The sequence below is a fragment of the Pseudomonas sp. C9-3 genome, assembly GCF_032392015.1.
GTDB classification, from domain to species: Bacteria; Pseudomonadota; Gammaproteobacteria; order Pseudomonadales; family Pseudomonadaceae; genus Pseudomonas; species Pseudomonas nitroreducens.
Window position 1 is genome coordinate 3522198 of sequence record NZ_CP135919.1, and the last position, 23201, is coordinate 3545398.

Sequence of the window (23201 nt, forward strand, 5' to 3'; positions counted from 1 at the left end):
ACTATTCAGCGATCCCGAGCGCGTTGCGCCCGGCGATCCGGAAAGCCGCATTCCAAGGCGGCTTTCGCCCCGTCACCGTGAGGAGAAGCTTTACGCCATGATGCGCATCCTGTTGTTCCTGGCCACCAACCTGGCAGTTCTGGTGATCGCCAGCATCACCCTGAAATTGCTCGGCGTGGACCGATTCACCGGCCAGAATTACGGTAGCCTTCTGATTTTCTGTGCCGTCTTCGGCTTCGCCGGCTCCCTGGTTTCGCTGTTCATCTCCAAGTGGATGGCGAAGATGAGCACCGGCACCGAGATCATCAGCCAACCGCGCACCCGCCACGAGCAGTGGCTGCTGCAGACCGTGGAAGAGCTGTCCCGCGAAGCCGGCATCAAGATGCCGGAAGTGGGTATCTTCCCCGCCTACGAGGCCAACGCCTTCGCCACCGGCTGGAACCGCAATGACGCGCTGGTCGCGGTCAGCCAGGGCCTGCTGGAGCGCTTCTCGCCTGAGGAAGTGAAAGCCGTACTCGCCCACGAGATCGGCCACGTGGCCAACGGCGACATGGTCACCCTGGCGCTGATCCAGGGTGTGGTGAACACCTTCGTGATGTTCTTCGCGCGCATCTTCGGCAACTTCGTCGACAAGGTGATCCTGAAGAACGAAGACGGCCCGGGCATCGGCTACTTCGTCGCGACCATCTTCGCCGAGCTGGTCCTGGGCATCCTCGCCAGCATCATCGTCATGTGGTTCTCGCGCAAACGCGAATACCGCGCCGACGAAGCCGGCGCCCGCCTCGCCAGCACCGCTGCAATGATCGCCGCCCTGCAACGCCTGCGCGCCGAACAGGGTGTGCCGGTGCAGATGCCCGACTCGCTGCAGGCCTTCGGTATCAACGGCAACCTCAAGCATGGCCTCGCCGGCCTGTTCATGAGCCACCCGCCGCTGGAAGACCGTATCGAAGCCCTGCGCGCCGCCGGCCGCTAAGCTTCGACGCGACAAAAAAGGGCGACCCTCGGGTCGCCCTTTTTCATACCTGCGATTCAGCCCCGGCGGAGCGTGAACACCACTTCGTCCAGATGACCGACGCCACGCTTGAGAAACTTCGGGTTCTCCGCCAGCACATCGAGGCGCTCCACCTCCGTCACCTCCCAGTCCTCGGCGAAGAGCTCGTGCACTTCCGGCGCCAGCACGGCGAACGGCGGGCCATCCATCTCGGCCTGCGGGTATTCCAGGGTCACCAGCAGCCCGCGCGAGCGAGACGGCAGGATGCGCTGCAGATGGGCCGCATAGTCGGCACGCAGGTCCGGCGGCAAGGCGATCAGCGCCGCGCGGTCGTACAGCGCGCTGCACCCCGCCACCTGTTCAGCAGTGACATCGAAGAAATCGCCCTGGAGAATCTCCAGGCGCTCGAAGCTGTAGCGGCGCAGCGCGCCATCCTCGGTGACCTGCGGAGTGACACCCAGCTCGGTGAAGAAGTCGACGGCGGCGCGCTCGGCCAGTTCGACTCCCAGTACGCGATATCCCCATTGGGCCAGCCAGAGCATGTCCAGGCTTTTGCCGCACAGAGGCACCAGCACCTGCGACTCCTCGGGCAACCCCAGGCCCGGCCAGTTGCGCTGCAGGCCAGGGTTCACCGACTGCTGATGGAAACCGATTTCATTGCGCGCCCAGCGCGACTGCCAGAACTCATGCTGCATAGATCACCTGCTCAAACACTGCGCAAAGCGCGGGGCAACAGCCAGCGCCACCAGGCGCCGCGCCGCTCGCGCTGACTTTCTCCGGCCTCGAGGATCTTCAGCCGCACCTGATCACCGCGGACCCGCTGCACGCAGATTTCGGTGCCGTCCTCCAGACGGAGGCAGTCGCCGATCTCGAGCATCAGGACTTGTTCGCCTTGCTGCATAGCTGAATTCGCCATCTGTTTCGGAAATTTCCGCAAACTCTAACGCATAGTCCGACTGACATCCCCTCAAAGCGTCTTATGGCGGCTGGCTCCGCCACTCTGCAACCCAGTTGGCACTTTTGCAGCGAGGCATCCAGCGGGAGACACCGAGTGAAACATCGATTTTGTCGATCATTAAATTCAAAAACCTATACTGGATTTCGATCTTTGAGCGCGTGAACATAGAGGCATTCAAGTAGCGAGGTTCGCCATGCTCCCTGCCCTCTTCATCTCCCACGGCTCCCCCATGCTGGCTCTGGACCCCGGCGCCAGCGATGCCCCCCTGAAACGTCTGGCTCGCGAATTGCCGCGTCCCAAGGCCATCCTGGTGGTTTCCGCTCACTGGGAAACGCCCGACCTGCGCATCACCGCTTCGCCCATGCCGGACACCTGGCACGACTTCTACGGCTTTCCGCCCGAGCTCTACGCCGTGCAGTACTCGGCCGCCGGCTCGCCGGAGCTGGCGCGGCGGGTCGCTGAGCTGCTGGCCGAGGCTGGCCTGCCTGCCACCCTCGACCCCGAACGCCCGCTGGACCACGGCGCCTGGGTGCCGCTGAGCCTGATGTACCCGGAAGCCGATATCCCCGTCGTGCAATTGTCCCTGCCCAGCCGCCTCGGCGCCCCCATGCAGCACCGGGTCGGCGCTGCCCTGCGCAAACTGCGCGATGAAGGCATCCTGCTGATCGGCTCAGGCAGCATCACCCACAACCTGGGCGAACTGGACTGGCACGCAGGCCCCGAGGTGATCACCCCCTGGGCCAAGGCGTTCCGCGACTGGATGGTGGCGCGGCTGGAAGCCGACGACGAAGCCGCCTTGTTCGACTATCGCCGGCAGGCTCCCTACGCGGTACGCAACCACCCACGCGACGAGCACCTGCTGCCGCTGTACTTCGCCCGTGGCGCCGGCGGTTCGGCGATGACGGTGGAGCACGCCGGATTCACGCTTGGCGCGCTGGGGATGGATATCTACCGCTTCGACTGATTGCTCTTTTGCAGGAGCAAGCTCGCAAACTTCTCGCTACAGCGTCGGAGTTGGGCGGTTCGCGAGCAAGCTCGCTCCTACAGGTTAGGCATCGGCCGATGCCGGAAACGAAAAAGCCCCGCCAAGGCGGGGCTTTTTCATTCACGAGAGACTGACGAATCAGTCTTCGCGGTAACGGCGCAGGCGCAGGGCCTTGCCGGCAACGCGGGTGTCCTTGAGCTTGGTCAGCAGACGCTCGAGGTTCTCTTCCGGCAGCTCGATCAGGCTGAAGGTCTCGCGGATCTGGATACGGCCGATGGCCTCGCGGGACAGGCCGCCCTCGTTGAGGATGGCGCCCAGCAGGTTCTTCGCCTGCACGCCATCACGGGCGCCCAGGGCGGTACGGCAGCGGGCCTTGCCTTCCGACGGCGGAGCCATGGTGCGGGGCGCGCCGCTGCGCTCCGGACGGTCGCCGCGCTCGGGGCGATCGCCACGTTCGCTGCGCTCGTAACGGTCACCGCTGCGCTCGCGCGGGGCGGCCGGGGTCAGCGGCTGTTCGCGGCGGACCGATTCCAGGTCCAGCGCCTTGCCTTCGGTGAGCTTGGCCAACAGCACGGCGGCCAAGGTGTCCATGTCGGTACCCAGGCGACGGCACAGCTCGTCACGCACGGCGCCACGGTTGGCCACAGCGTTGGCCAGCAGCGGTTGCAGGCCGGTGGCCAGGCGATTCAGGCGGGCTTCCAGCACGGTCTCGGCGTCCGGCAGGCGAACTTCGCCGACCTTCTGCCCGGTCACACGCTCGATCACCTGCAGCATGCGGCGTTCGCGCGGGGTCACCAGCAGCAGGGCGCGACCTTCGCGGCCGGCACGGCCGGTACGGCCGATACGGTGCACATAGGATTCCGGATCGTAGGGCATGTCCACGTTCAGTACGTGGGTGATGCGCGCCACGTCCAGGCCGCGAGCAGCAACGTCGGTGGCGATGACGATGTCCAGCGAGCCATCCTTCAGGGACTCGATCACGCGCTCACGCTGCGCCTGCGGCATATCGCCGTTCAGCGCGGCGGCACGGTAGCCCTGGCGCTCGAGCAGCTCGGCGATATCCAGGGTGGCCTGCTTGGTGCGGACGAAGCCGATCAGGGCGTCGAACTGTTCGACTTCCAGCAGACGCAGGATCGACGCCGGCTTCTGGTCGGCGTGGACCATCAGGTGCACCTGCTCGATGCGGGCGACGGTCTGGGTCTTGGCGGCGATGCGGACGTGCTTGGGTTCTTTCAGGTGGCGTTCGGCGATGCTGCGGATCGAAGCCGGCAGGGTCGCGGAGAACAGCACGCTCTGACGGCTGGACGGCATGGCTTCGAAGATCACTTCGAGGTCATCCATGAAGCCGAGCTTGAGCATTTCGTCCGCTTCGTCGAGGACCAGGCTCTTGACGGTGGACAGCAGATTTTCGTCGCGGCGCAGGTGGTCGCACAGGCGGCCCGGGGTGGCGACCACGACCTGGGCGCCCTGGCGCAGGGCCTTGAGCTGCGGGCCCATGGGGGCACCACCGTAGACGGCAATGACGCCGACGCCCGGCATCTGCTTGGAGTAGGTCTCGAAAGCGGTGGCAACCTGCAGGGCCAGTTCACGAGTCGGAACCAGCACCAGCACCTGCGGGACACGGCGGCTGGGTTCGATCTGCGAAAGCAACGGCAGCGCGAACGCGGCAGTCTTGCCGGTACCGGTCTGGGCCTGGCCGATCATGTCGTGGCCTTCGAGGATCACCGGGATCGACTGGGCCTGGATCGGCGACGGCTCTTCATAACCGACAGCGGCAATGGCAGCGAGAACATTGGGGTGAAGACCGAGCGCGGCGAAGCCGGCGGTTTCCTGGGTCATGGGTTTTGCCTCTAAGTACATCCGCAAAGACCCAATAGCCGAGCTGCGCATGCCCTGTACGACGATAAAGTCACCCAGGCAGCTGGAAGCGGGGATTTGCGAAATGAAGATTGGAAGAATGCGTCAAGGAAGTCCGCACAGCGGACGCACAGCCCGAGCGTGAAAGCTGCGGAAAAATGCGGGATCCGAAACGAGGCCAGCGTTTGGCCGGCGCGTATCATACCGGAAAATCCTGACCGATGTGTTTCTTTTCGGAACACGACCGGCGAACGGTCGTCCCGTGGACAACCCCGTCCCTGCCGGCTATACCGTGCAAGCCACCCGACCGGAGCCCGCCAATGACCGCCAGCAGCGAACCGCGCATCACTGTCGAACGCCATGAGCACGTCCTGCTGCTGGGCCTGAACCGGGTCGAGAAGCGCAACGCCTTCGACCTGGAGATGCTGACCCAACTGGTACTGGCCTTCGGCGAGTACGAGCACGACGACGATCTGCGCTGCGCACTGGTGTTCGCCCACGGCGACCACTTCACCGCCGGCCTGGACCTGGCCAGCATCGGCGAGACCTTCCGCACCGGCTGGAGCATGCCCGAGGGCTCGGCCGCCCCCTGGGGCACCTTCGGCGGGCGGCGCCTGACCAAGCCTTTGCTGGTCGCCGCGCAGGGCTACTGCTTCACCCTGGGCATCGAATTGATGCTCGCCGCCGACATCAACCTCTGCGCCAGCAACGCGCGCTTCGCCCAACTCGAAGTGCAGCGCGGCATTTTTCCCTTCGGCGGGGCCACTTTACGCATGCACCAGGTGGCCGGCTGGGGCAACGCGATGCGCTGGCTGCTGACCGGCGACCCCTTCGATGCGCACGAGGCCTATCGCATAGGCCTGGTGCAGGAGGTCACCGCGCCGGAAGAGCTGATGCCCCGCGCCCTCTGGCTGGCCCAGCGCGTTGCCGCCCAGGCACCGCTGGGCATCCGCGCCACCCTGGCCTCGGCTCGGAGAAGCCTCGACGAAGGTGAGGAGGCAGCTGCAAGACTGCTGCCGGCCATGGCCAGCGAACTGCTCTCCACCGAGGACGCGAAAGAGGGTTTGAATGCCATGCTGGAGCGCCGCGAGGGTCGATTTCTGGGCAAATGAACGCTCGCGGAAAAAGCAAAACGGAACCATCGTGCGAAAAGCGCTATATCCAAGGTATTAAAATCCCCTGACGGGCGGTCCTAATCCTTTAGTTTTCACTTTGAAATCAGATAGTTAAAAGTCACAAAACGACTATATACAAGTTCCAATTTCGCGTCTGAAAACAAACCTCTAGAACTGACTCCAGAGCAGCTCAGCGACGCGCCGGATACCGACCGGGCAGCCCGCTGACTGACGTTCTCATGGAGGAACTTCTCATGTCAGGCCCGATCCGTGTTTTCGCGCTTTCCCTTCTCGTCGTTGCCCTCTCCCTGCAAGGTTGCAGCAGCAAGGGCGGCAGCAGCCACCACTCTTCCGGCAGCAGTTCCGAGCAACCCGCCGACAGCGGTTCCGGCGGCGATGGTTCCGGTGGCTCTGGCGGTACAGGCGGTACAGGCGGTACCGACGGCACCGGTGGTACTGGAGGAACCGGTGGCACTGGTGGCACCGACGGCACCGGAGGAACTGGCGGTACCGGTGGGACCGGCGGAACTGGCGGTGGCGGCACGGACGGAGGCGGTACCGATGGCGGCGGCACGACCACTCCGCCCGCCAGCACCACCGGCAACATCCTGACCAACACCGGCGAAGCAGTCTCCAATGTCGGCGGCACCGTGAGCACCGTGGGGGGCGTGGTGAAAACCGTCGACCTGCCGATCCTGGGCAACGGTGTCACGCAGAATGCCGGCAACCTGGTCCAGGAAGTCGGGGCCGGGGTGGACAGCGTCGGCACCGGCGTCACCAATGGCCTCGGCCAACTGGGCAACAACCCCAACGCAGTGGGCACTACCGTGGCTGGCGTAACCGGCCTGGTGAGCCATACCGGCGCCGCCGTGAGCAGCCTGGGCGACACCGTGGCAGCCATCGGCGATGCGCCGGTGCTGGCCAATACCCCGCTCAACGGCCTGACCGGCCAGGTGGGCGGCCTGGTGGATGGTGTCGGCGGCAAGATCACCATGCTCGGTGACTCCCTCAGCGGCGCGGTCACCACCGGCCCGCTGAGCCAACTGACCACCCAGCTCAGCGGCACCACCGCCGGTCTGGTCGGCAACATCGAAGGAACCACTCGCGGCGTGGGCGCCGCCACCGGACTGGGAACGCCGGTGAACAACCTGTTGACCACCGTCGGCGGCGTTGTGACCCAGACAGGCAACCAGGTCGCCAGCCAGAATCCGGCGCTGGCCCCGGTCGGCGGAATCGTCAGCAATGCGGGTCAGGCAGTCAGTGCGGCCGGCGGCCTGGTCAACGGCAGCAACCCGGGCGGCGGTCTGCTCGGCGGTGTCACCGGCTCCCTGGGCGGCGCTACCGGTGGCAGTAATCCGGTGGGCGGCCTGGTCGGCGGTGTGACCGGCGCGGTCGGCGGCATCACTGGTTCTCTCGGCGGCGCTGCCGGTGGCAGCAATCCGGTCGGCGGCCTGGTCGGCGGTGTGACCGGCGCGGTCGGCGGCATCACCGGTTCCCTCGGCGGCGCTGCCGGCGGCAGCAATCCGGTCGGCGGCCTGGTCAGCGGTGTGACTGGCGCAGTCGGCGGCATCACCGGCTCCCTCGGCGGCGCTGCCGGCGGCAGCAACCCGGTCGGCGGCCTGGTCAACGGCGTGGCCGGAACCGTCGGCGGCCTGACCAGCGGCCTCACCGGTGGTGGCGGCCTGGTCGCCGGGGCAGGCGTGGGCATCGGCAGCAACGCCCAGGGTTCGGGCGTGGCAGTCGGCGCTGGCGCCGGTACGACTGGCGGCACCAGCGGCCAGGGAGGCCTGCTGGGCAATACGCTGGGCGCCGTGGGTGGCGCGCTGGGTGGTGTGACCGGCGGACTGGGCGGTGGATTGGCGATCGGTACGCACAAGCAATAATCCGATTTACGCCCATACTGTACTAACCAGGAGCCGCCCACGGCTCCTGGTCTTTTAATAAGAAGATCGGTCTCATGGAGGAGCCAGATGCGCAGACTCGCTGTCCTTCCCCTGTTGTTGGCTGCACCTTTCGCCTGGGCCGAGCGCCCGATCCAGCTTCCCGGCTCTGATATCGAACAGACCCTTCCCCGCCCCAACCTTCCTGGCGGCGACATTCGCCCCAAGGCCCCCAAGGTCACGGCTCCGGAGCCTTCAGCCAGCCAACCCGGCCAGGTTCTCCAGCAGCGCATCCGCATCAAGCGCATCGAACTGGCCGGCGGCAAGCACTACCCCGTCGAGACCTGGAAACCGCTACTGGAACCACTGACCAAGCGCACCATCCAGGTCAGCGAGCTGGTGGCGGCGGCCAAGGCCATCACCCAGCGCTACCAGGATGACGGCTACTTCATCTCCTTCGCCTACGTGCCCAACCAGGACTTCGGTAGCGGCGTCGCGCGGATCGTGCTGGTCGAGGGTCACATCAGCCAGGTCCGTGCTGCGGGCGACCTGGGCGTGCACCAGATGCGCGTGGACCGCTGGATCGAAAAACTGAAAGCGGAAAAACCCCTGACCCGCGAAAGCTTCGAGCGCTTCAGCGTGCTGATGAGCCGGGTGCCCGGCATGCAGATGGCCATGGCGCTCAACCCGCCCACCACCAGCGACGGCGGCGCCGTGCTGGAGCTGGCCGGCAAGCAGAAGCGCTTCGACACCGGCATGAACCTCGACTCCCGCCGGGGCGAGCAGCGCGGGCTGTTCAACGCCGAGGTGATGTCGATGCTCGGCTGGGGCGAGCAACTGCAGTTCAGCTACCTCTACCCGCCGGGAGACGATCACGAGTACTACCGCGCCTGGAACTACAGCCAGCTGCTGGGTGACAACGGCCTGCAACTGCTCGCCGGCTACAGCAAGTACAACTCGCGCCCCGGCGAGAACCTGCGCCTGGCCAGCGGCCTGGAGTTCGAGCGCAAGCGGCAGAACGAGCGGGTCAGCGCCGGCCTGGGGATTCCGCTGGTGCTGCGCCGCGACCTGACCTGGGACCTGAACCTGCGCGGCTATACGGTGAACGACACCAGCCGCTACGACCTGGTCTACCCGGCCATTCCCTTCCGCATCGAGCAGAAGAGCAAGCTGCGCGTGGTGGGGATCGAAACCGTCGTCCAGCAATTCGCCGAGAAGCGCGTGCGAGCCGGCAGCGTGGCGGTTTACCAGGGCCTCAATGGTATGGGCGCGGAGACGCCGGACCCGATCAAGAAGAACTTCACCCGCCTGCTCGGCTACGGCGCCCAGCAGGACCAGTTCGGCTCCAACTGGCAGGGCGTGGTGACCGCCGCCTTCCAGTGGAGCGACGACGTGCTGCCGGACTCCGAGCAAGTCACCTACGGCGGCAGCAACTTCGGCCGCGGCTACCCCGACGACCAGGCCACCGGCGACAAGGGCTGGGGCGCCGCCTACGAGTTGAACTATTCCTTCCTGCGGCAGAGCGTGGTGCTCAACCAGATCCAGCCCTACTTCGTCGTCGACACCGCGCGCACCCGCTACAACCAGGACGGTCTGAACGAAGGCAAGCTCGGCTCCGCGGCGCTGGGCGTGCGCTTCTCCGACCGCAAGCACTACCTGGTGTCGATGGAAGTGGCAAAACCCTTCGGCGACCGGGCCCTGGACAACAACGAGCGCAGCCCGCGGCTGAACTTCGCCTTCAGCTACCAGATTCCCTGATGGATACCCATGCAGAGAGTCACTGCGCCGGGCGCAGTGACTCGATGTAGGTGCGCAGCGAATAGCCCAGCTTCGGTTCAAGCTGGCCGACACGCTTCTTCAGGCCGCGCAGGTTCAGTTTCTGATCCAGTTCGGCGGGGACGAAGACGATCACGTTGCCTTCGGGCACCGGGCATTCCCAGTAATGCCGGTTGAAGCGTCCGCGCAGCAACGCGGCGCCCAGGGGCCGGCCGTCGTCGGTGCTCCACTGGTTGATCACCAGCCAGCCACCCGGCCGCAGGCGTTCGCGGCAGGCGCCGAGAAAGTCCCAGCCGATGTGCGCCGGCGCGGGTCCGGTATCGGTATAGAGATCAAGGAAGATCAGGTCGGCCGGCTCGCACCCGGCCAGTTCCTGCACGGCATCGCCGATGCGCAGGTTCAGGCGCTCATCGTCCGCCAGGCCGAGGTGCTCGCGGGCCAGGCGCGGAATGGACGGACGCAGTTCGATGGCTTCCACTTCGTCCAGCGGCAGGTACTTCAGGCAGGCCTGGGTCAAGCTGCCGGCACCAAATCCGAGGAAGAGCGCGCGCCGCGGACGCGGATGGCACAGCGCGCCGACCAGCATGGCGCGGGAGTAGTCATACTCCAGCCAGCTCGGATCACCCATCAGCACGCAGCTCTGCTCGACCTCGTCGCCGAACTCCAGGTAGCGGAAGGCACCGCTCTCCACGACACGGATCACGCCGAAGTCATCGCGCTCCTCGACGATCAGCAACTCTTCGCTCAACAGTTCCTCGCTCATCACTGGCTCCGGGAGGAAACTGCCATGGCAATGCGGCTCGCCGGATACGGCGAACGGCACGGATTGCCATTGAAATACAGGGGCTCGCGCACGCAATAATCCTTCGAATCAAGACGGCCACACGTCGACCGCCAGGTCGGCAAAGCCGCAAGAATAACAGCCCAAGAGGCACAACCAAGCATGCGCCAGCGTAGTGCCCTTCGCGAGTCCGCCAACCGTCACTGTCTTTCGTCGGTATTCCTGCGTCAGCGCACACCTGTGCGCTGCGCGGGCGGCTGATCGCCCACCAGTGTTCCCCAGGACAAGGATGTCCCTTCTTTTCCAGCGCAAACCGCCACGGCGACCTCGCGCGGGCCATATGCCGAGCTGATACCATGGGCGGATACCGTCCATAGCCGCGAAGACCCGCCAATGAGCCTGCCCTGGAGCCCCGATAGCTGGAGAAGCAAACCGATCCAGCAACAGCCCGCCTACCCCGACGCGAACCGCGTGAGCGAGGTCGAACGCACCCTCGCCAGCTTCCCGCCGCTGGTGTTCGCCGGCGAGGCCCGCGAGCTGCGCCGACAGTTCGCCGAGGTCACCGCTGGCCGCGCCTTCCTGCTGCAGGGCGGCGACTGTGCCGAGAGCTTCGCCGAGTTCTCCGCGGCGAAGATCCGTGACACCTTCAAGGTGCTGCTGCAGATGGCCGTGGTCATGACCTTCGCTGCCGGCTGCCCGGTGGTGAAGGTCGGCCGCATGGCCGGCCAGTTCGCCAAACCACGCTCCTCCGGCGATGAAACCATCGACGGCGTGACCTTGCCGGCTTACCGCGGCGACATCGTCAACGGCATCGGCTTCGACGAGAAAAGCCGCGTGCCGGACCCGGACCGCCTGCTGCAGGCCTACCACCAGTCCACGGCCTCACTGAACCTGCTGCGCGCCTTCGCCAATGGCGGCTTCGCCGACCTGCACCAGGTGCACCAGTGGAACCTCGACTTCATTGCCAACTCGGCGCTGTCCGAGCGCTACCAGCAACTGGCCGACCGCATCGACGAAACCCTCGCCTTCATGCGTGCCTGCGGCCTGGATACCGCGCCGCAACTGCGCGAAACCAGCTTCTTCACCGCCCATGAAGCGCTGCTGCTGAACTACGAGGAAGCCTTCATCCGCCGCGACAGCCTCACCGGCGGCTGGTACGACTGCTCCGCGCACATGCTGTGGATCGGCGATCGCACCCGCCAGCTCGACGGCGCCCACATCGAAATGCTCCGCGGCGTCGGCAACCCCATCGGCGTGAAGGTCGGCCCGAGCATGGACAGCGAGGAGCTGATCCGCCTGATCGACATCCTCAACCCGGACAACGAGCCCGGCCGCCTCAACCTCATCGTGCGCATGGGCGCCGACAAGGTCGGCGACGGCCTGCCGCGCCTGATCCAGACCGTGCAGCGCGAGGGCAAGCAGGTGCTGTGGAGCTCCGACCCCATGCACGGCAACACCATCAAGGCCTCCAGCGGCTACAAGACCCGCGACTTCGCGCGCATCCTCGCCGAGGTCCGGCAGTTCTTCGAAGTACACCGGGCCGAGGGCAGCTACGCCGGCGGCATCCACATCGAGATGACCGGGCAGAACGTCACCGAGTGCATCGGCGGTGCGCGGCCGATCACCGAGGCCGGCCTGAGCGATCGCTACCACACTCACTGCGACCCGCGCCTGAACGCGGACCAGTCGCTGGAGCTGGCCTTCCTCATCGCCGAAACCCTGAAGCAGGTTCGCCGCTGAATCCGACACCGGTCTCAGAGCAGTCCTAAAACCACTTCCTGCAATTGACGGTACAGGGGCGCCTACCTAGAGTGGCGCCCCGCGCGGCAGCCGCCGCGCCATGGAAACCGCCAACCAAGGAAGATCCCCGATGCAACTGCACCGCTCCCTCCTCGCCCTGCTGATCGGCGCCAGCGCCGCGCTCTCCGGCTGCCAGAACATGAACACCGACAGCCTCGTGCAGTCGGGCATGATGGCCATGAAGGCCGCCACCCTCAGCGATGCCGAGATCAAGCAGGTAGCCGACGAAGCCTGTGCCAAGCAGGATGCCGAAGCCCAGATCGCCCCGGCCTCCAGCCCCTACGCGCAGCGCCTGGACAAGATCGCCGCCGCCCTGGGCAACCCGCTGACCGGCACCTCGATCAACTACAAGGTCTACCTCACCGACGACATCAACGCCTTCGCCATGGCCAACGGCTGTGTACGCGTCTACTCCGGCCTGATGGACCTGATGAACGACAACGAAGTGGAAGGCGTGCTCGGCCACGAGATCGGCCACGTCGCCCTAGGCCACGTGAAGAAGGCCACCCAGACTGCCTACGCAACCGCCGCCGCCCGCGGTGCCGTCGCAGCGTCAGGGAATGCTACCGTCGCCGCCCTGTCGCAATCGCAGCTGGGTGAAATCGGTGAAGCGCTGGTCAACGCGCAGTTCTCCCAGTCCCAGGAGTCGGCGGCCGACGATTACTCCTTCGACCTGCTGAAGAAGCGCGGCATCGACCTCAACGGCCTGGCCAGCGCCTTCGACAAGCTGGCCAAGCTCAGCGGCGGCCAGGAGAGCAGCATGTTCGACTCCCACCCCGGCTCGCAGCAGCGTGCGGACCACATCCGTAAACGCATCGCCAGCGGCAAGTGATCACAGACGGGCCTCTGCGGAGGCCCGTTTCGTTTCAGGCTTGCGCCAGCAGCCCCTGCAGGCGCTCGCCCGAGGGCCGCTGGCAGTTCACCGCCACCCGTTCGAGCCCCAGCCAGCGCGCCATCTCGTTCAATTGCTGCGCCAATGCGATGTGGCCCTCTTCACCCAATCCCTTTTCCTCTTCGTGGACGGCATGCACCACCAGCTTTCCCGCGGCGCGATCGGAGCGCAGATCGACCCGCGCGCCCAGGTGCTCGTTGAACAGGAAAGGCAGGACGTAGTAGCCGTAAACGCGTTTGTGCTGCGGCGTGTAGATCTCCAGGCGGTAACGGAAATCGAACAGCCGCTCAGTGCGGGCGCGCTCCCAGACCAGTGAATCGAATGGCGACAGCAAGGCACTGGCGCGCACCTTGCGCGGAATGACCGGATCCGCCAGGCAATAGGCCGGCGCCTGCCAGCCCTGAACCTGTACGACCAGCAGATCGCCCGCCTCCACCAACTCCGCCAGCCGCGCCTTGCTGTCGGCAGGGTCCAGACGGAAGTAGTCGCGCAAGTCCTTCTCGGTGGCCACGCCCAGAGCCTGGGCGGAATGCAGCAGCAACTGGCGCTGCGCCTCGGCCTCGTCCAACTCGGGCTGCCGGAGCAGATCGAACGGCAGTACGCGCTCCGGCAAGTCGTACAGACGCTCGAAGCCACGCCGCCCGGCGACCGTCACCTTGCCTACGGCGAACAGCCATTCCAGCGCATGTTTCTCATCGCTCCAGTCCCACCAGGGGCCGGCGCGCTCCTCTCGGGTAGTCAGGCTGCCGGCGCCCAGCGCGCCCTGCTCGCGAACGGCATCGAGCACCCGCTGGATCACCGCCTGCCGCTCACGCCCGAAGCGCGCCAGTTGCTGGTAGATGCCACGCCCTTCGGCCGCGCGGCGCATGCGCCAGCGCATCAGCGGATACAGCTCCAGCGGCAGCAACGAGGCTTCGTGCCCCCAGTATTCGAACAGGCGACGATGCCGCCCGCCGCTCCAGGCCGCCTCTTCCAGCAGCGTCGGCGAGTAGTTGCCCAGGCGCGAGAACAACGGCAGGTAATGCGAGCGCACCAGCGCGTTCACCGAATCGATCTGAAGTACACCCAGGCGCTCCAGCAGGCTGCGCACATGGCGACGCTGCACCTCGCCACCAGGCCTGCGCAGGGCGAAGCCCTGGGCGGCCAGGGCCAGACGGCGGGCTTGCTTGAGGGACAGGGACTCTACGGTCGGCATCGTGGACTCCAGGACGGGGCAAGCCCTAGAGCCTAACGCCTATTGCCGCGCCTGGCTGCATCAGGCCGGCTCGGCCAACGATCCGGGCACCGGGAATGGTCGGGCGAAAGTGAAGACTTCCGGCGACGGCCCCTCCAGCTGCAGGCGCTCCAGGCGCTCGCGGGCCATAGGCACGTCCGGCAGGTCGCCTGCGGGCAGCCACCAGAGCGCCAGGCTTGGCGCGCCAAGGCGCTCCATCCAGTCACGCTTGTTGCGCAGTACCTGCAGGTGCTCGCCGCTGTAGACGTATTCCTTCAACGCCTCCACGGACTCCCAGACGGACAGGTTGACGATGATCAGCGGGTCGTCGAAGACGCGGATGGAGGTGGCATCGCCCTCCTCCGTCTGCAGGCGCCAGACGAAACCCGCGCTGCGCTCGGCAAGGGCATTGATGTGGTCGAGCTGGTCAACGAATCCCTTCATCAGGGGATGATCCAGCGGGGCGCGGGCCTTGGCGATGTTGACCTGGGCGAGGTGGTAATGCGTGGACATGGGCTTCCTTGTCATGACGCTGATCAGACTTGCAAGAGCGGGCGACACGGTGAGGGGCCGTGCCGCCCGGCAGGCTCAACGACGAACATAGTCGGCCCAGAACGGGCGCTCGACTTCCTGCTGAATATCGGCGCGACTCAGGCCGATGTCCTTGAGCGCTTCATCGCTCATGGTCGCCAGCTCACGGCGCTGGCGGGCCAGTTCGTGCCAATGCAGGACACGTTGCACGGCGCGCTTCCACAGCGGTGCGGCCGCGATTTTGTGAACATGGTAGGACGCTGCTACGAAACCGATTTGACCTTTCATCTTGCTTCCTCCCTGTGGGGTTGGATGCAGTTTCCTGCTCGCGCTAAGATCAATCCAACGAATCATTCTTATGCGACCCATCTCGGAGATTGATGAATGAGCAGCTTCCCCAGCATCGACAGCGAACTGCTGCGCACCTTCGTCGCCATCGCCGACCACGGCGGCTTCACCCGCGCCGCCGAGATGGTCAACCGCACGCAGTCGGCGGTGAGCATGCAGATGAAGCGCCTGGAGGAGGACGTGCTGGAACGCAGCCTGTTCGAGCGCGATGGCCGCCAGGTGCGCCTGACGCCCGAAGGCCAGATCCTGCTGGGTTACGCCCGGCGCATCCTGCGGTTGCAGGGCGAGGTGTTCAACACCTTCCGCCAGCCGCACATGGTCGGCTCGGTGAAGATCGGCACGCCGGACGACTATGTAATGCGCTTCCTGCCCAGCATCCTCTCGCGCTTCGCCGAGGCCTACCCGCTGGTGCAGGTCGAGGTGCATTGCGACTCCTCGGCGCAATTGCTGATGCGCAACGACCTCGACCTGTCCATCGTCACCCGCGAGCCGGGCACCGAGATCGGTCAGTTGCTGCGCCAGGAAGACTTCGTCTGGATGGCCGCCGAGAGCTTCTGCCCGCAGGACCAGCGCCCGCTGCCACTGGCGATGTTCAACACCGCCTGCTTCTGCCGCGCCTGGGCCTGCAACGCCCTGGAGGCGATGGAAGTGGACTACCGCATCGCCTACAGCAGCCCGAGCCTGTCGGCCCTGTTCGCCGTGGCCAACGCTGGACTGGCGGTGACCGCGCAACTGCGCAGCCTGCTGACCGGCAACCTGCGCATCATCGGCGAGGACGAAGGCCTACCGGTGCTGCCCAACGCCAGCATCGTGCTACTGCGTGGGCAGAAGATGACGCCGGTGACCGACAAGCTCGCCGAGTACATAGTCGAGGGCTTCAAGTCCTGACTATCAACACGCTGGGACTCAGCGCACCGCCAGCAGCACCGCACAGACGATCAGGAAGGCACTGAAGGCCATGCGCAGCTGACGTTCTGGCAGCGCGTGGGCCAGCCGCACGCCCCAGGAAATGCTCACCAGGCCGCCCAGCGCCAGCGCGCTGCCCATGCGCCAGTCCACGTGGCCATGCACCGCGTAGGTTGCCAGCGCCACGCCCGTGCTGGGCGCCGCCAGTGCCAACGCGAGGCCTTGGGCGATCACTTGGGTCAGGCCGAACACCGAGGTCAGCACCGGCGTCGCCAGAACGCCACCGCCCACACCAAACAGGCCGCCCAGCGAACCGGCACCCAGCCCCAGCACGCCCATCCACGGCAGGCCGTAGCGCGGCGTGCTGCCACCCTGCGGCACACGCTGGAACAGCCGTACCAACAGGTACAGCGCCAACAGCACCAGGAAAACCACGAAGGCGGTACGCATGCTGCGGGCATCCAGGTTAACTGCAATGCTGGAAGCGAAGAACGCACAGACCAGGCCGGTCAGCGCCAGCACCCCGGCCTGGGCGAAATCGATGCGATTGCGCTGGTGATAGCGCCAGATTGCCAGCAGCACGTTCGGCACCACCATCACCAGCGCAGTGCCCTGCGCCAGTTGCTGGTCCAGCCCGAACAGCACGCCCAGCGCCGGAATCGCCAGCAGCCCGCCGCCGATACCGAACAGCCCACCCAGGCTGCCCAGCACGACGCCGAGCAGAAAGTCCACGACCAGATCCCACATCACGCACCTCCACAACAGTGCGTCCATGCTAGAAAAGCCCGGCTGGATGTGAAACGCAAAGCGCTGCACAATGGTTTTGCCTTTCTTGCATAGCCAATGAATGCCATGACGCCCTCCAACCTCGAAGATCAGCTCGATCTCTACCTGGACGTACTCGACAACGGCAGCTTTTCCGCTGCCGCCCGCCTGCGCCAGCTCACTCCTTCCGCCGTGGCGCGACGCATGGATTCCCTGGAGCAGGGACTGGGATCGACCCTGCTCGTGCGCAGCACCCACAACGTGCGCGCCACGCCGGCGGGGCTGGCCTTCGCCGAGCGGGCACGGCGGATCGTCAGCGAACTGCGTCAGGCGCGAGCGGAGGCCGTATCGCTGAGCACCGCGCCGGAAGGCCTGATCCGCATCGACGCCCCGGTACCTTTCGGGCGTCGCCATCTCGCACCGGCGCTGGTCGACTTCCTTACCGCCAACCCCGGCCTGGACGTGCAACTGCGGTTGATCGACAGCTTCACCGACACCCGCGGGGAGAACCTCGGCCAGGTCGACCTGGTCCTGCGCATCGGGACCTTGCCCGACAGCCGCCTGGTCGCCACGCGCCTGGCCTCCATGCGGCGGATCGTCTGCGCCAGCCCCGCCTACCTGCAGCACCACGGCAGGCCTGCCTCTCCCCTGGAATTGCAGGAGCACATCGGCCTCGATTGGGAAGGCCTGGCGCCCGCACTGGCGTGGCGCTTCCTCATCGACGGCAGGCTGCAGCAGCTTCGGCCGCGCCGCTTGCGCATGACCGCCAATAATGCGGAAACACTGGTGGAAGGCGCGCTGCAGGGCATCGGCCTGGCGCACCTGCCGACATGGTTGTGCAGTGAGTACCTGATCAGCGGCCAGTTGCTGCCTCTGTTCTGCGAGAACGGCCTCCCCGAGCCTGAGCCCGGCGTCATCCACGCGCTGCGCCTGCAACGCGGTACCCACCCGCGCAGCGAACGCCTGCTGGCGTTCCTGCTGAAACGCTTCGGTTTCCCTCCCCCCTGGGACACGGCACTGGAGGAAGCGCTGTTCAAGAATTAGCCACCGCGCTAAATTAATGCGCAATCACCTCTTCGCCTCGAGCGCTCAGCCGGGAGCACGCCATGACCAAGCCAGACCCGACCTGCGAAGCCCTCAAGCTGGATAACCAGCTGTGCTTCGCCCTCTACTCCACGTCCCTGCAGATGACCAAGGTGTACAAGCCATTGCTGCAGGAACTGGGGCTCACCTACCCGCAGTACATCGCCATGCTGGTGCTCTGGGAAGAAGACGGCATCACCGTGGGCGAGATCAGCTCGCGCATGCTCACCGACCCCGGCTCGCTCACACCGCTGCTCAAGCGGCTGGAAGCCGAAGGCCTGATCACCCGCACCCGCAGTCAGGCAGACGAGCGTGTCGTGCAGTTGCGCCTGACCGCCAAGGGCCGGGAACTGCGCCGACAGGCGGAGCGCATTCCGGCCTGCATCCTGGCCAGCAGCGGTCTAACGTTGGACAGTCTGAAGCGACTCCAGGAGGAGCTCGTGGACCTACGCGGGCATCTGCAAGCCCCGTAAATCGGGGCTTATGCCCAAGCTGCAGGTTCCTTAGTCAGAAATCTTCCAACAATTATCTTGCGCACTAAATTAAATAGAACTAACTTTCACATCACGAACTGCTTAGTGCACAAAATATTAAGCAGCAAGACATTCTCAACCAGACTTACCTGACAGCGAACCGGAGACCACCATGCAAACCATCAAAGCCCTCTACACCGCCACCGCTACCGCCACCGGAGGCCGCGACGGCCGTGCCGTTTCCTCGGACGGCATCCTCGACGTGAAACTGACCACCCCGCGTGAGCTGGGCGGCGCCGGCGGCGAAGCGACCAACCCGGAACAGCTGTTCGCCGCTGGCTACTCGGCCTGCTTCATCGGCGCCATCAAGTTCGTCGCCAGCCAGAGCAAGAAGCAGATCCCGGCGGACGCCTCGATCACCGGCAAGGTCGGCATCGGCCAGATCCCCGGCGGTTTCGGCCTGGAAGTCGAGCTGAACATCAACCTGCCAGGCCTTGACCAGGCCGAGGCTGAAGACCTGGTCGCCAAGGCCCACCAGGTCTGCCCCTACTCCAACGCCACCCGCGGCAATATCGACGTGCGCCTGAACGTCAGCGTCTGACTCCAGCGCCGACAATCCAGAACGCCAGAAACGAAAAAGCCCGGCATCAGCCGGGCTTTTTTGTGTCTCGAATCAGGCTCAGGCCTTGACGCGGGACTTGTACTCGCCAGTGCGGGTATCGATTTCGATCGAGTCGCCGATTTCGCAGAAGGCGGAAACCTGGACTTCAGCACCGTTCTTCAGGCGAGCAGTCTTCATCACTTTACCGGAGGTGTCGCCACGGACGGCCGGCTCGGTGTAGACGATTTCGCGAACGATGGTGGTCGGCAGTTCAACGGAGATGACTTTCTCGTTGTAGAAGACCGCTTCGCAGACGTCGGTCATGCCGTCTTCGATGAAGGTCAGCACGCCTTCCAGATCGCCTTTCTCGATCTCGTACTGGTTGAACTCGGTGTCCATGAAGACATACAGCGGGTCCGCGAAGTAGGAGTAGGTCACTTCCTTGCGATCGAGGATGATCGGCTCCAGCTTGTCGTCGGCCTTGAACACGGTCTCGGTGCCGGCACCGGTCAGCAGGTTCTTCAGCTTCATCTTGACGACCGCGGAGTTACGGCCGGACTTGTTGAACTCGGCCTTCTGGATGACCCAGGGGGCGCCATTGATGTTGGCAACCTGGCCAGCGCGGAACTCTTGTGCGGTTTTCATACGATTATCCGATTGGATTGGAGACAAAAATCAGGGGCCATATCATAGCCAATTTGTATAAAAACGCACCAGCCCCGCAGCAAGATCGGTTTGTTCGGTCAGTCGCCGTTGCCAATTGCCAATCCACGCGGACCACTCCGGCAGCCGGCTTTCCAGCGTCTGCCAGGCTACCCCGGCATCATCCTGACCATTCCAGGCCATCCAGAACGCCATCAGCTCGGTCCGCAGCGGCTCGTCCATCCCGTCACTGAACAGGGCCAGGAATGCCTGCAATTTCTCCAGGTGAACATCGTCATCCTGCTGATAGATGTGCCAGACGAATGGCCGACCCGCCCACTGCGCCCGCACGAAGGAATCCTCGCCGCGCACCGCATTGACATCGCAACTCCACAGGAGCGGGTCATAGTCCTCTTGGCGGACGAAGGGCAGTACCTGCAGGCGCAGGGTGCCGCGCTGGAACTGATCCCCTGCTTTCAACGTTTTCTGCGCCCAGCGCTCGACATCGGCCAGCACCCTGCCCTCGGGCACCAGCAACAAAGTGCTATCGGAGCTGGCAGCCAATGCGTCGAGCCAACTGCCCAGCGCGGCATTTTCATAAGCGAATAGGGAGATGCGCCGCTCATGGGCATGCGGGTGCACGCCCAGACCTTCCAGGAATCGAAGGCTGGCCGCCGGGTCAGCCTGGAAAGCGTCGCGCCGGGCAATCAGATCGCTCTCGCGCAACAGCCCGCCGGTGGCCGGAGTGAAGCCGGGGAAGTAGAAGTACTTCTGCAAACCGCTGGCCTGCATCGATGGCAAGCCATGGCAGGACTCCACCCACGGTTCGGCGCTGAGATATTCCAGGTTCAGCCACAGTGACGGCTGCCGGCGTTGTTTCATCGCTTCTATATAGGCAGGCGGCATTTCGCAGGCGAAGGCCTCGACCACTACATCCGCCGCGTGAGTGTCCCCCCAGGGCTTCGGCCACAGGCGTACCTCCACACCGGATTGGTGTTGCGAATCGGCCGCGTCATCGGCCGTCGGGCAGATGCGCACGAAGGCCGCCAGATCGTCGACCCATAGCCGAACCTGCTGGCCATGTTCGCCGGCCAGTTGGCGAGCCAGTCTCCAGGTGACGCCGATATCGCCATAGTTGTCGACTACGCTGCAGAAAACGTCCCAGCTGGCCATGCGCTCTCCCGAGGATCAGAAGGCGCCAGTGTACCCGCGATCCCGGCCGCGCTCCTTAAGCCGATGAATCCCTTGGAAAAAATTTTCAAAAAACATTTGCCAAGGAGGAAACCTTTGAGTAAAGTGCGCGCCTCGACAGACACAGCGCTGTCGAGAAATCTGGTGAGGTGTCCGAGCGGTTGAAGGAGCACGCCTGGAAAGTGTGTATACGAGAAATCGTATCGAGGGTTCGAATCCCTCCCTCACCGCCAGATTCATGAAAAAGCCCGGCTAAGCAATTAGCCGGGCTTTTTCGTTTTCCCCTTCACACTTTCTTCACCTGTTGCGACCTAGTTGCAAGTTGTCAGTTGGACAAATGCACAACGGCGATTAAACAGTTGTTCGACCATTGTCGACAGTCATCTGAGAGCTTGGTTCCAGAGGCCGGAAAGCGGCCTCGGAGCTTGCCTGACGCACTTTGGAAACACTCCTTTGCCAGATTGGACAGTTTTTGCCCAAATCGGCCTCGCACTACTGCGAAGAGCGACCTAACATGAAAAAAAAGTGCCGCACTTGCGCTTGGTCAGTTTACTTACTACAAGTAATGAGTACTATGTAGTCCGGCTAATTTCCCAGTCATGGGAGATTGCTTTTAATGGAAATGTCCACCTTAAGGGGAACACGATGAACAACGTTCTGAAATTCTCTGCTCTGGCTCTGGCTGCTGTTCTGGCCACCGGTTGCAGCAGCCACTCGAAAGAAACCGAAGCACGTCTGACCGCTACTGAAGACGCCGCTGCTCGCGCTCAAGCCCGTGCCGATGAAGCCTATCGCAAGGCTGACGAAGCTCTGGCCGCCGCTCAGAAAGCCCAGCAGACCGCTGACGAGGCTAACGAGCGCGCACTGCGTATGCTGGACAAAGCCAGCCGCAAGTAATAGATCTTCGGATCTGTTCGAAAAAACCGACCCTCCGGGGTCGGTTTTTTTATGCCCGCAAGAAAGTAGCAGGCAAGAAAAAGCCCGCTCGCGGCGGGCTCTTTCACTGGCGCAGAAAGTTACTGCAGCGGCATCGCATCCTGGTCGACAGTGGCGGCAACCGATCCGCCTTGCTGCACCTGCTGCGGCTGGGCAATGGCAACCGGCAGGCCGTCTTCGGCGGCAACCACTTCACGCACCACGTTCCAGTCCATCTGCATCTGGCTGGCGATGTCTTCGCGCTTGAGCAGGGCGTTGATCACGGCGGTGTGCTTGTCGACGACCGACGGATCACCGTTGTCATCGATCGGCGCATGGGCCTCAAGGTAGATCTTGCCTTCGCTGCGACCGAACTTGTACGGCTCGTTGATGATGCGCACCTTGGTACCCACCGGGATCATCGAGAACAGCTGGGTCACGTCCCAGTTGTACATGCGGAAGCAACCGTGGCTGGTACGAGTACCGATGCCGAACTTCTTGTTCGAGCCATGGATCAAGTAGCCGTGGAAGCCCAGGCTCATCTTGTACGGCCCCAGCGGGTTGTCCGGGCCTGGCGGCACCACGGTCGGCAGCGGATCACCATCGGCGGCATGCTCGGCGCGGATCGACGCCGGCGGATACCAGGCCGGATCCTTGGTCTTGGCGATCACGCTGGTGCTGCCCACCGGCGAACCCCAGCCTTCACGACCGATACCCAGGGCGTAGGTGTAGACGACGTTCTTGTCCTTGGGGAAGTAGTACAGGCGGTATTCGGCGAGGTTGATCACCACGCCCTCGCGCGGGCCGGCCGGCAGAACAAAGCGGGTCGGAATGATGATCTCGGTGCCCACACCCGGCAGCCAGGCATCGACGCCCGGGTTGGCGGCGATCATCTCGGAGTAGCCGAGGCCGTATTTCTCGCCGAGGTCGGCGAAGGTGTCTTCGTACTTGGCCTTGATCACCTGGACCTGGCCGACGATATCGTCGCCCGGTGCCGGCAGCGGCAATTCAATGGCGGAAACAGGGCCGGCCGAGAGCAGCGCGGCGAGGGACAGCGAGCAGGCGGCAATGACGCGCGACAACATCCGAGGATCCTTGACGTGGGCAATGAGCAAAGGGTGATCAGTTTACCACCGCAAGCCCCGTCAACGGGAGATATCAGACGAGCCAGGAACTGCGCGCGCCGCGCTTTTCCTCTTCCAGTTGTTTCAGGCACGCCGCGCAGATACGCCGGTCGCGCAGCAGCGGCCGCTCGGCGCCGCGCCACAGAGGCTGCGCCGGCAGCAGGCTGCCGCACAGGGTGCGGTCGGCCGGGGTTCCCAGCTCCAGTTGGCGCGCAACCAGGTGCACCCGCACTTCGCGGCAGGCGAACAGGTCCAGCTGCTCATCGGGTTCGATCAACTGGTAGGCGAAGAGGGTCCAGGCGGGGCGCGACATAGGGGGTTCCAGAAGGGTGCGCAAACATAGCCGAAAGGCCGGGCGCGGGGAAGCCTCGATT

General features: G+C 64.6%; 23 protein-coding genes, 1 tRNA gene and 1 pseudogene. 13 read left to right on the forward strand and 12 right to left on the reverse strand.

Annotated elements, in window-relative coordinates:
* The first annotated feature begins 97 nt into the window (after window positions 1–97).
* Window positions 98–973, forward strand: coding sequence for a protease HtpX (htpX, locus tag RS899_RS15865; protein ID WP_315807539.1), 876 nt, complete (start codon window positions 98–100; stop codon window positions 971–973).
* Between the two features lie 56 nt (window positions 974–1029).
* On the opposite strand, the gene RS899_RS15870 is transcribed toward htpX, so the two are convergent.
* Both RS899_RS15870 and RS899_RS15875 read right to left on the reverse strand, forming a co-directional pair.
* A complete protein-coding gene (locus RS899_RS15870; protein ID WP_243779428.1) occupies window positions 1030–1686 on the reverse strand; it encodes a thiopurine S-methyltransferase in 657 nt (218 codons plus the stop codon).
* 11 nt (window positions 1687–1697) lie between these two features.
* Complete coding sequence (locus RS899_RS15875) at window positions 1698–1868, reverse strand: hypothetical protein (protein WP_157837676.1); 171 nt, start codon at window positions 1866–1868, stop codon at window positions 1698–1700.
* A 274-nt stretch (window positions 1869–2142) separates the two neighbouring features.
* On the opposite strand from RS899_RS15875, the gene RS899_RS15880 reads away from it, so the two are divergent.
* Window positions 2143–2913, forward strand: coding sequence for a class III extradiol ring-cleavage dioxygenase (locus RS899_RS15880; protein ID WP_315807540.1), 771 nt, complete (start codon window positions 2143–2145; stop codon window positions 2911–2913).
* Between the two features lie 159 nt (window positions 2914–3072).
* On the opposite strand, the pseudogene RS899_RS15885 reads toward RS899_RS15880, so the two are convergent.
* Window positions 3073–4808, reverse strand: a pseudogene (locus RS899_RS15885) (DEAD/DEAH box helicase).
* Between the two features lie 303 nt (window positions 4809–5111).
* On the opposite strand from RS899_RS15885, the gene RS899_RS15890 reads away from it, so the two are divergent.
* The 3 genes from RS899_RS15890 (at window position 5112) to RS899_RS15900 (ending at window position 9544) form a co-directional block, all read left to right on the forward strand.
* Complete coding sequence (locus RS899_RS15890) at window positions 5112–5903, forward strand: crotonase/enoyl-CoA hydratase family protein (RefSeq protein WP_315807541.1); 792 nt, start codon at window positions 5112–5114, stop codon at window positions 5901–5903.
* Between the two features lie 257 nt (window positions 5904–6160).
* Entirely contained in the window at window positions 6161–7789 is a 1629-nt protein-coding gene (locus tag RS899_RS15895; protein WP_315807542.1) for a collagen-like triple helix repeat-containing protein, read from the forward strand.
* Window positions 7790–7876: 87 nt separating this feature from the next.
* Window positions 7877–9544, forward strand: a complete 1668-nt coding sequence (locus RS899_RS15900) for a ShlB/FhaC/HecB family hemolysin secretion/activation protein (protein WP_315807543.1) — start codon at window positions 7877–7879, stop codon at window positions 9542–9544.
* Window positions 9545–9563: 19 nt separating this feature from the next.
* Here the strand turns inward: RS899_RS15900 and RS899_RS15905 are convergent, their stop codons facing one another.
* Window positions 9564–10325, reverse strand: a complete 762-nt coding sequence (locus tag RS899_RS15905) for a spermidine synthase (protein WP_315807544.1) — start codon at window positions 10323–10325, stop codon at window positions 9564–9566.
* A gap of 411 nt (window positions 10326–10736) precedes the next feature.
* Between RS899_RS15905 and RS899_RS15910 the strand changes: the two genes are divergently transcribed.
* Together RS899_RS15910 and RS899_RS15915 are read left to right on the forward strand one after the other, a co-directional pair.
* Complete coding sequence (locus RS899_RS15910) at window positions 10737–12083, forward strand: class II 3-deoxy-7-phosphoheptulonate synthase (protein ID WP_315807545.1); 1347 nt, start codon at window positions 10737–10739, stop codon at window positions 12081–12083.
* Between the two features lie 130 nt (window positions 12084–12213).
* Window positions 12214–12975: a M48 family metalloprotease gene (locus RS899_RS15915; RefSeq protein ID WP_315807546.1), complete on the forward strand. Its 762-nt coding sequence runs from the start codon at window positions 12214–12216 to the stop codon at window positions 12973–12975.
* Window positions 12976–13009: 34 nt separating this feature from the next.
* Here the strand turns inward: RS899_RS15915 and RS899_RS15920 are convergent, their stop codons facing one another.
* From RS899_RS15920 to RS899_RS15930, 3 genes are all read right to left on the reverse strand, one after another.
* On the reverse strand, window positions 13010–14230 hold the full coding sequence (locus RS899_RS15920) for a winged helix-turn-helix domain-containing protein (RefSeq protein ID WP_315807547.1): 1221 nt from the start codon (window positions 14228–14230) through the stop codon (window positions 13010–13012).
* 60 nt (window positions 14231–14290) lie between these two features.
* Window positions 14291–14761, reverse strand: a complete 471-nt coding sequence (locus RS899_RS15925; protein ID WP_233297943.1) for a DUF3291 domain-containing protein — start codon at window positions 14759–14761, stop codon at window positions 14291–14293.
* A 75-nt stretch (window positions 14762–14836) separates the two neighbouring features.
* The gene (locus RS899_RS15930; RefSeq protein ID WP_054909685.1) at window positions 14837–15067 is read right to left on the reverse strand and encodes a DUF1127 domain-containing protein; all 231 of its coding nucleotides are present in this window, start codon (window positions 15065–15067) and stop codon (window positions 14837–14839) included.
* A 96-nt stretch (window positions 15068–15163) separates the two neighbouring features.
* Between RS899_RS15930 and RS899_RS15935 the strand changes: the two genes are divergently transcribed.
* Complete coding sequence (locus RS899_RS15935) at window positions 15164–16015, forward strand: LysR family transcriptional regulator (protein WP_024764539.1); 852 nt, start codon at window positions 15164–15166, stop codon at window positions 16013–16015.
* Window positions 16016–16033: 18 nt separating this feature from the next.
* Here the strand turns inward: RS899_RS15935 and RS899_RS15940 are convergent, their stop codons facing one another.
* Entirely contained in the window at window positions 16034–16780 is a 747-nt protein-coding gene (locus tag RS899_RS15940; RefSeq protein ID WP_054909686.1) for a sulfite exporter TauE/SafE family protein, read from the reverse strand.
* A 105-nt stretch (window positions 16781–16885) separates the two neighbouring features.
* On the opposite strand from RS899_RS15940, the gene RS899_RS15945 reads away from it, so the two are divergent.
* The 3 genes from RS899_RS15945 (at window position 16886) to RS899_RS15955 (ending at window position 18955) form a co-directional block, all read left to right on the forward strand.
* Window positions 16886–17842 carry a LysR family transcriptional regulator gene (locus RS899_RS15945; protein ID WP_315807548.1) on the forward strand — a complete coding sequence of 319 codons (957 nt, stop codon included), beginning with the start codon at window positions 16886–16888 and terminating at the stop codon, window positions 17840–17842.
* A gap of 62 nt (window positions 17843–17904) precedes the next feature.
* Window positions 17905–18354, forward strand: a complete 450-nt coding sequence (locus RS899_RS15950; protein ID WP_054909688.1) for a MarR family winged helix-turn-helix transcriptional regulator — start codon at window positions 17905–17907, stop codon at window positions 18352–18354.
* Window positions 18355–18526: 172 nt separating this feature from the next.
* Window positions 18527–18955 carry an organic hydroperoxide resistance protein gene (locus RS899_RS15955; RefSeq protein ID WP_054909689.1) on the forward strand — a complete coding sequence of 143 codons (429 nt, stop codon included), beginning with the start codon at window positions 18527–18529 and terminating at the stop codon, window positions 18953–18955.
* 78 nt (window positions 18956–19033) lie between these two features.
* Here RS899_RS15955 and efp read toward each other — a convergent pair whose 3' ends face one another.
* Together efp and earP are read right to left on the reverse strand one after the other, a co-directional pair.
* On the reverse strand, window positions 19034–19600 hold the full coding sequence (gene efp, locus RS899_RS15960) for an elongation factor P (protein ID WP_045211459.1): 567 nt from the start codon (window positions 19598–19600) through the stop codon (window positions 19034–19036).
* Between the two features lie 42 nt (window positions 19601–19642).
* Complete coding sequence (gene earP / locus RS899_RS15965) at window positions 19643–20770, reverse strand: elongation factor P maturation arginine rhamnosyltransferase EarP (RefSeq protein ID WP_315807549.1); 1128 nt, start codon at window positions 20768–20770, stop codon at window positions 19643–19645.
* A gap of 161 nt (window positions 20771–20931) precedes the next feature.
* On the opposite strand from earP, the gene RS899_RS15970 reads away from it, so the two are divergent.
* Both RS899_RS15970 and oprI read left to right on the forward strand, forming a co-directional pair.
* A tRNA-Ser gene (locus tag RS899_RS15970) sits at window positions 20932–21021 on the forward strand.
* A 412-nt stretch (window positions 21022–21433) separates the two neighbouring features.
* On the forward strand, window positions 21434–21685 hold the full coding sequence (gene oprI / locus RS899_RS15975; protein WP_017517003.1) for an outer membrane lipoprotei OprI: 252 nt from the start codon (window positions 21434–21436) through the stop codon (window positions 21683–21685).
* A 119-nt stretch (window positions 21686–21804) separates the two neighbouring features.
* Here oprI and RS899_RS15980 read toward each other — a convergent pair whose 3' ends face one another.
* Window positions 21805–22788, reverse strand: a complete 984-nt coding sequence (locus tag RS899_RS15980; RefSeq protein ID WP_024764534.1) for a L,D-transpeptidase family protein — start codon at window positions 22786–22788, stop codon at window positions 21805–21807.
* A gap of 73 nt (window positions 22789–22861) precedes the next feature.
* Entirely contained in the window at window positions 22862–23140 is a 279-nt protein-coding gene (locus tag RS899_RS15985; protein ID WP_045211467.1) for a hypothetical protein, read from the reverse strand.
* Window positions 23141–23201: the final 61 nt, after the last annotated feature.

What these genes read in the sequence shown, in the direction of transcription:
- htpX (WP_315807539.1), top strand. Translation starts at nt 98, where the DNA reads ATGATGCGCATCCTGTTGTTCCTGGCCACCAACCTGGCAGTTCTGGTG.
- RS899_RS15870 (WP_243779428.1), bottom strand. Translation starts at nt 1,686, where the DNA reads ATGCAGCATGAGTTCTGGCAGTCGCGCTGGGCGCGCAATGAAATCGGT.
- RS899_RS15875 (WP_157837676.1), bottom strand. Translation starts at nt 1,868, where the DNA reads ATGCTCGAGATCGGCGACTGCCTCCGTCTGGAGGACGGCACCGAAATC.
- RS899_RS15880 (WP_315807540.1), top strand. Translation starts at nt 2,143, where the DNA reads ATGCTCCCTGCCCTCTTCATCTCCCACGGCTCCCCCATGCTGGCTCTG.
- RS899_RS15890 (WP_315807541.1), top strand. Translation starts at nt 5,112, where the DNA reads ATGACCGCCAGCAGCGAACCGCGCATCACTGTCGAACGCCATGAGCAC.
- RS899_RS15895 (WP_315807542.1), top strand. Translation starts at nt 6,161, where the DNA reads ATGTCAGGCCCGATCCGTGTTTTCGCGCTTTCCCTTCTCGTCGTTGCC.
- RS899_RS15900 (WP_315807543.1), top strand. Translation starts at nt 7,877, where the DNA reads ATGCGCAGACTCGCTGTCCTTCCCCTGTTGTTGGCTGCACCTTTCGCC.
- RS899_RS15905 (WP_315807544.1), bottom strand. Translation starts at nt 10,325, where the DNA reads ATGAGCGAGGAACTGTTGAGCGAAGAGTTGCTGATCGTCGAGGAGCGC.
- RS899_RS15910 (WP_315807545.1), top strand. Translation starts at nt 10,737, where the DNA reads ATGAGCCTGCCCTGGAGCCCCGATAGCTGGAGAAGCAAACCGATCCAG.
- RS899_RS15915 (WP_315807546.1), top strand. Translation starts at nt 12,214, where the DNA reads ATGCAACTGCACCGCTCCCTCCTCGCCCTGCTGATCGGCGCCAGCGCC.
- RS899_RS15920 (WP_315807547.1), bottom strand. Translation starts at nt 14,230, where the DNA reads ATGCCGACCGTAGAGTCCCTGTCCCTCAAGCAAGCCCGCCGTCTGGCC.
- RS899_RS15925 (WP_233297943.1), bottom strand. Translation starts at nt 14,761, where the DNA reads ATGTCCACGCATTACCACCTCGCCCAGGTCAACATCGCCAAGGCCCGC.
- RS899_RS15930 (WP_054909685.1), bottom strand. Translation starts at nt 15,067, where the DNA reads ATGAAAGGTCAAATCGGTTTCGTAGCAGCGTCCTACCATGTTCACAAA.
- RS899_RS15935 (WP_024764539.1), top strand. Translation starts at nt 15,164, where the DNA reads ATGAGCAGCTTCCCCAGCATCGACAGCGAACTGCTGCGCACCTTCGTC.
- RS899_RS15940 (WP_054909686.1), bottom strand. Translation starts at nt 16,780, where the DNA reads ATGTGGGATCTGGTCGTGGACTTTCTGCTCGGCGTCGTGCTGGGCAGC.
- RS899_RS15945 (WP_315807548.1), top strand. Translation starts at nt 16,886, where the DNA reads ATGACGCCCTCCAACCTCGAAGATCAGCTCGATCTCTACCTGGACGTA.
- RS899_RS15950 (WP_054909688.1), top strand. Translation starts at nt 17,905, where the DNA reads ATGACCAAGCCAGACCCGACCTGCGAAGCCCTCAAGCTGGATAACCAG.
- RS899_RS15955 (WP_054909689.1), top strand. Translation starts at nt 18,527, where the DNA reads ATGCAAACCATCAAAGCCCTCTACACCGCCACCGCTACCGCCACCGGA.
- efp (WP_045211459.1), bottom strand. Translation starts at nt 19,600, where the DNA reads ATGAAAACCGCACAAGAGTTCCGCGCTGGCCAGGTTGCCAACATCAAT.
- earP (WP_315807549.1), bottom strand. Translation starts at nt 20,770, where the DNA reads ATGGCCAGCTGGGACGTTTTCTGCAGCGTAGTCGACAACTATGGCGAT.
- oprI (WP_017517003.1), top strand. Translation starts at nt 21,434, where the DNA reads ATGAACAACGTTCTGAAATTCTCTGCTCTGGCTCTGGCTGCTGTTCTG.
- RS899_RS15980 (WP_024764534.1), bottom strand. Translation starts at nt 22,788, where the DNA reads ATGTTGTCGCGCGTCATTGCCGCCTGCTCGCTGTCCCTCGCCGCGCTG.
- RS899_RS15985 (WP_045211467.1), bottom strand. Translation starts at nt 23,140, where the DNA reads ATGTCGCGCCCCGCCTGGACCCTCTTCGCCTACCAGTTGATCGAACCC.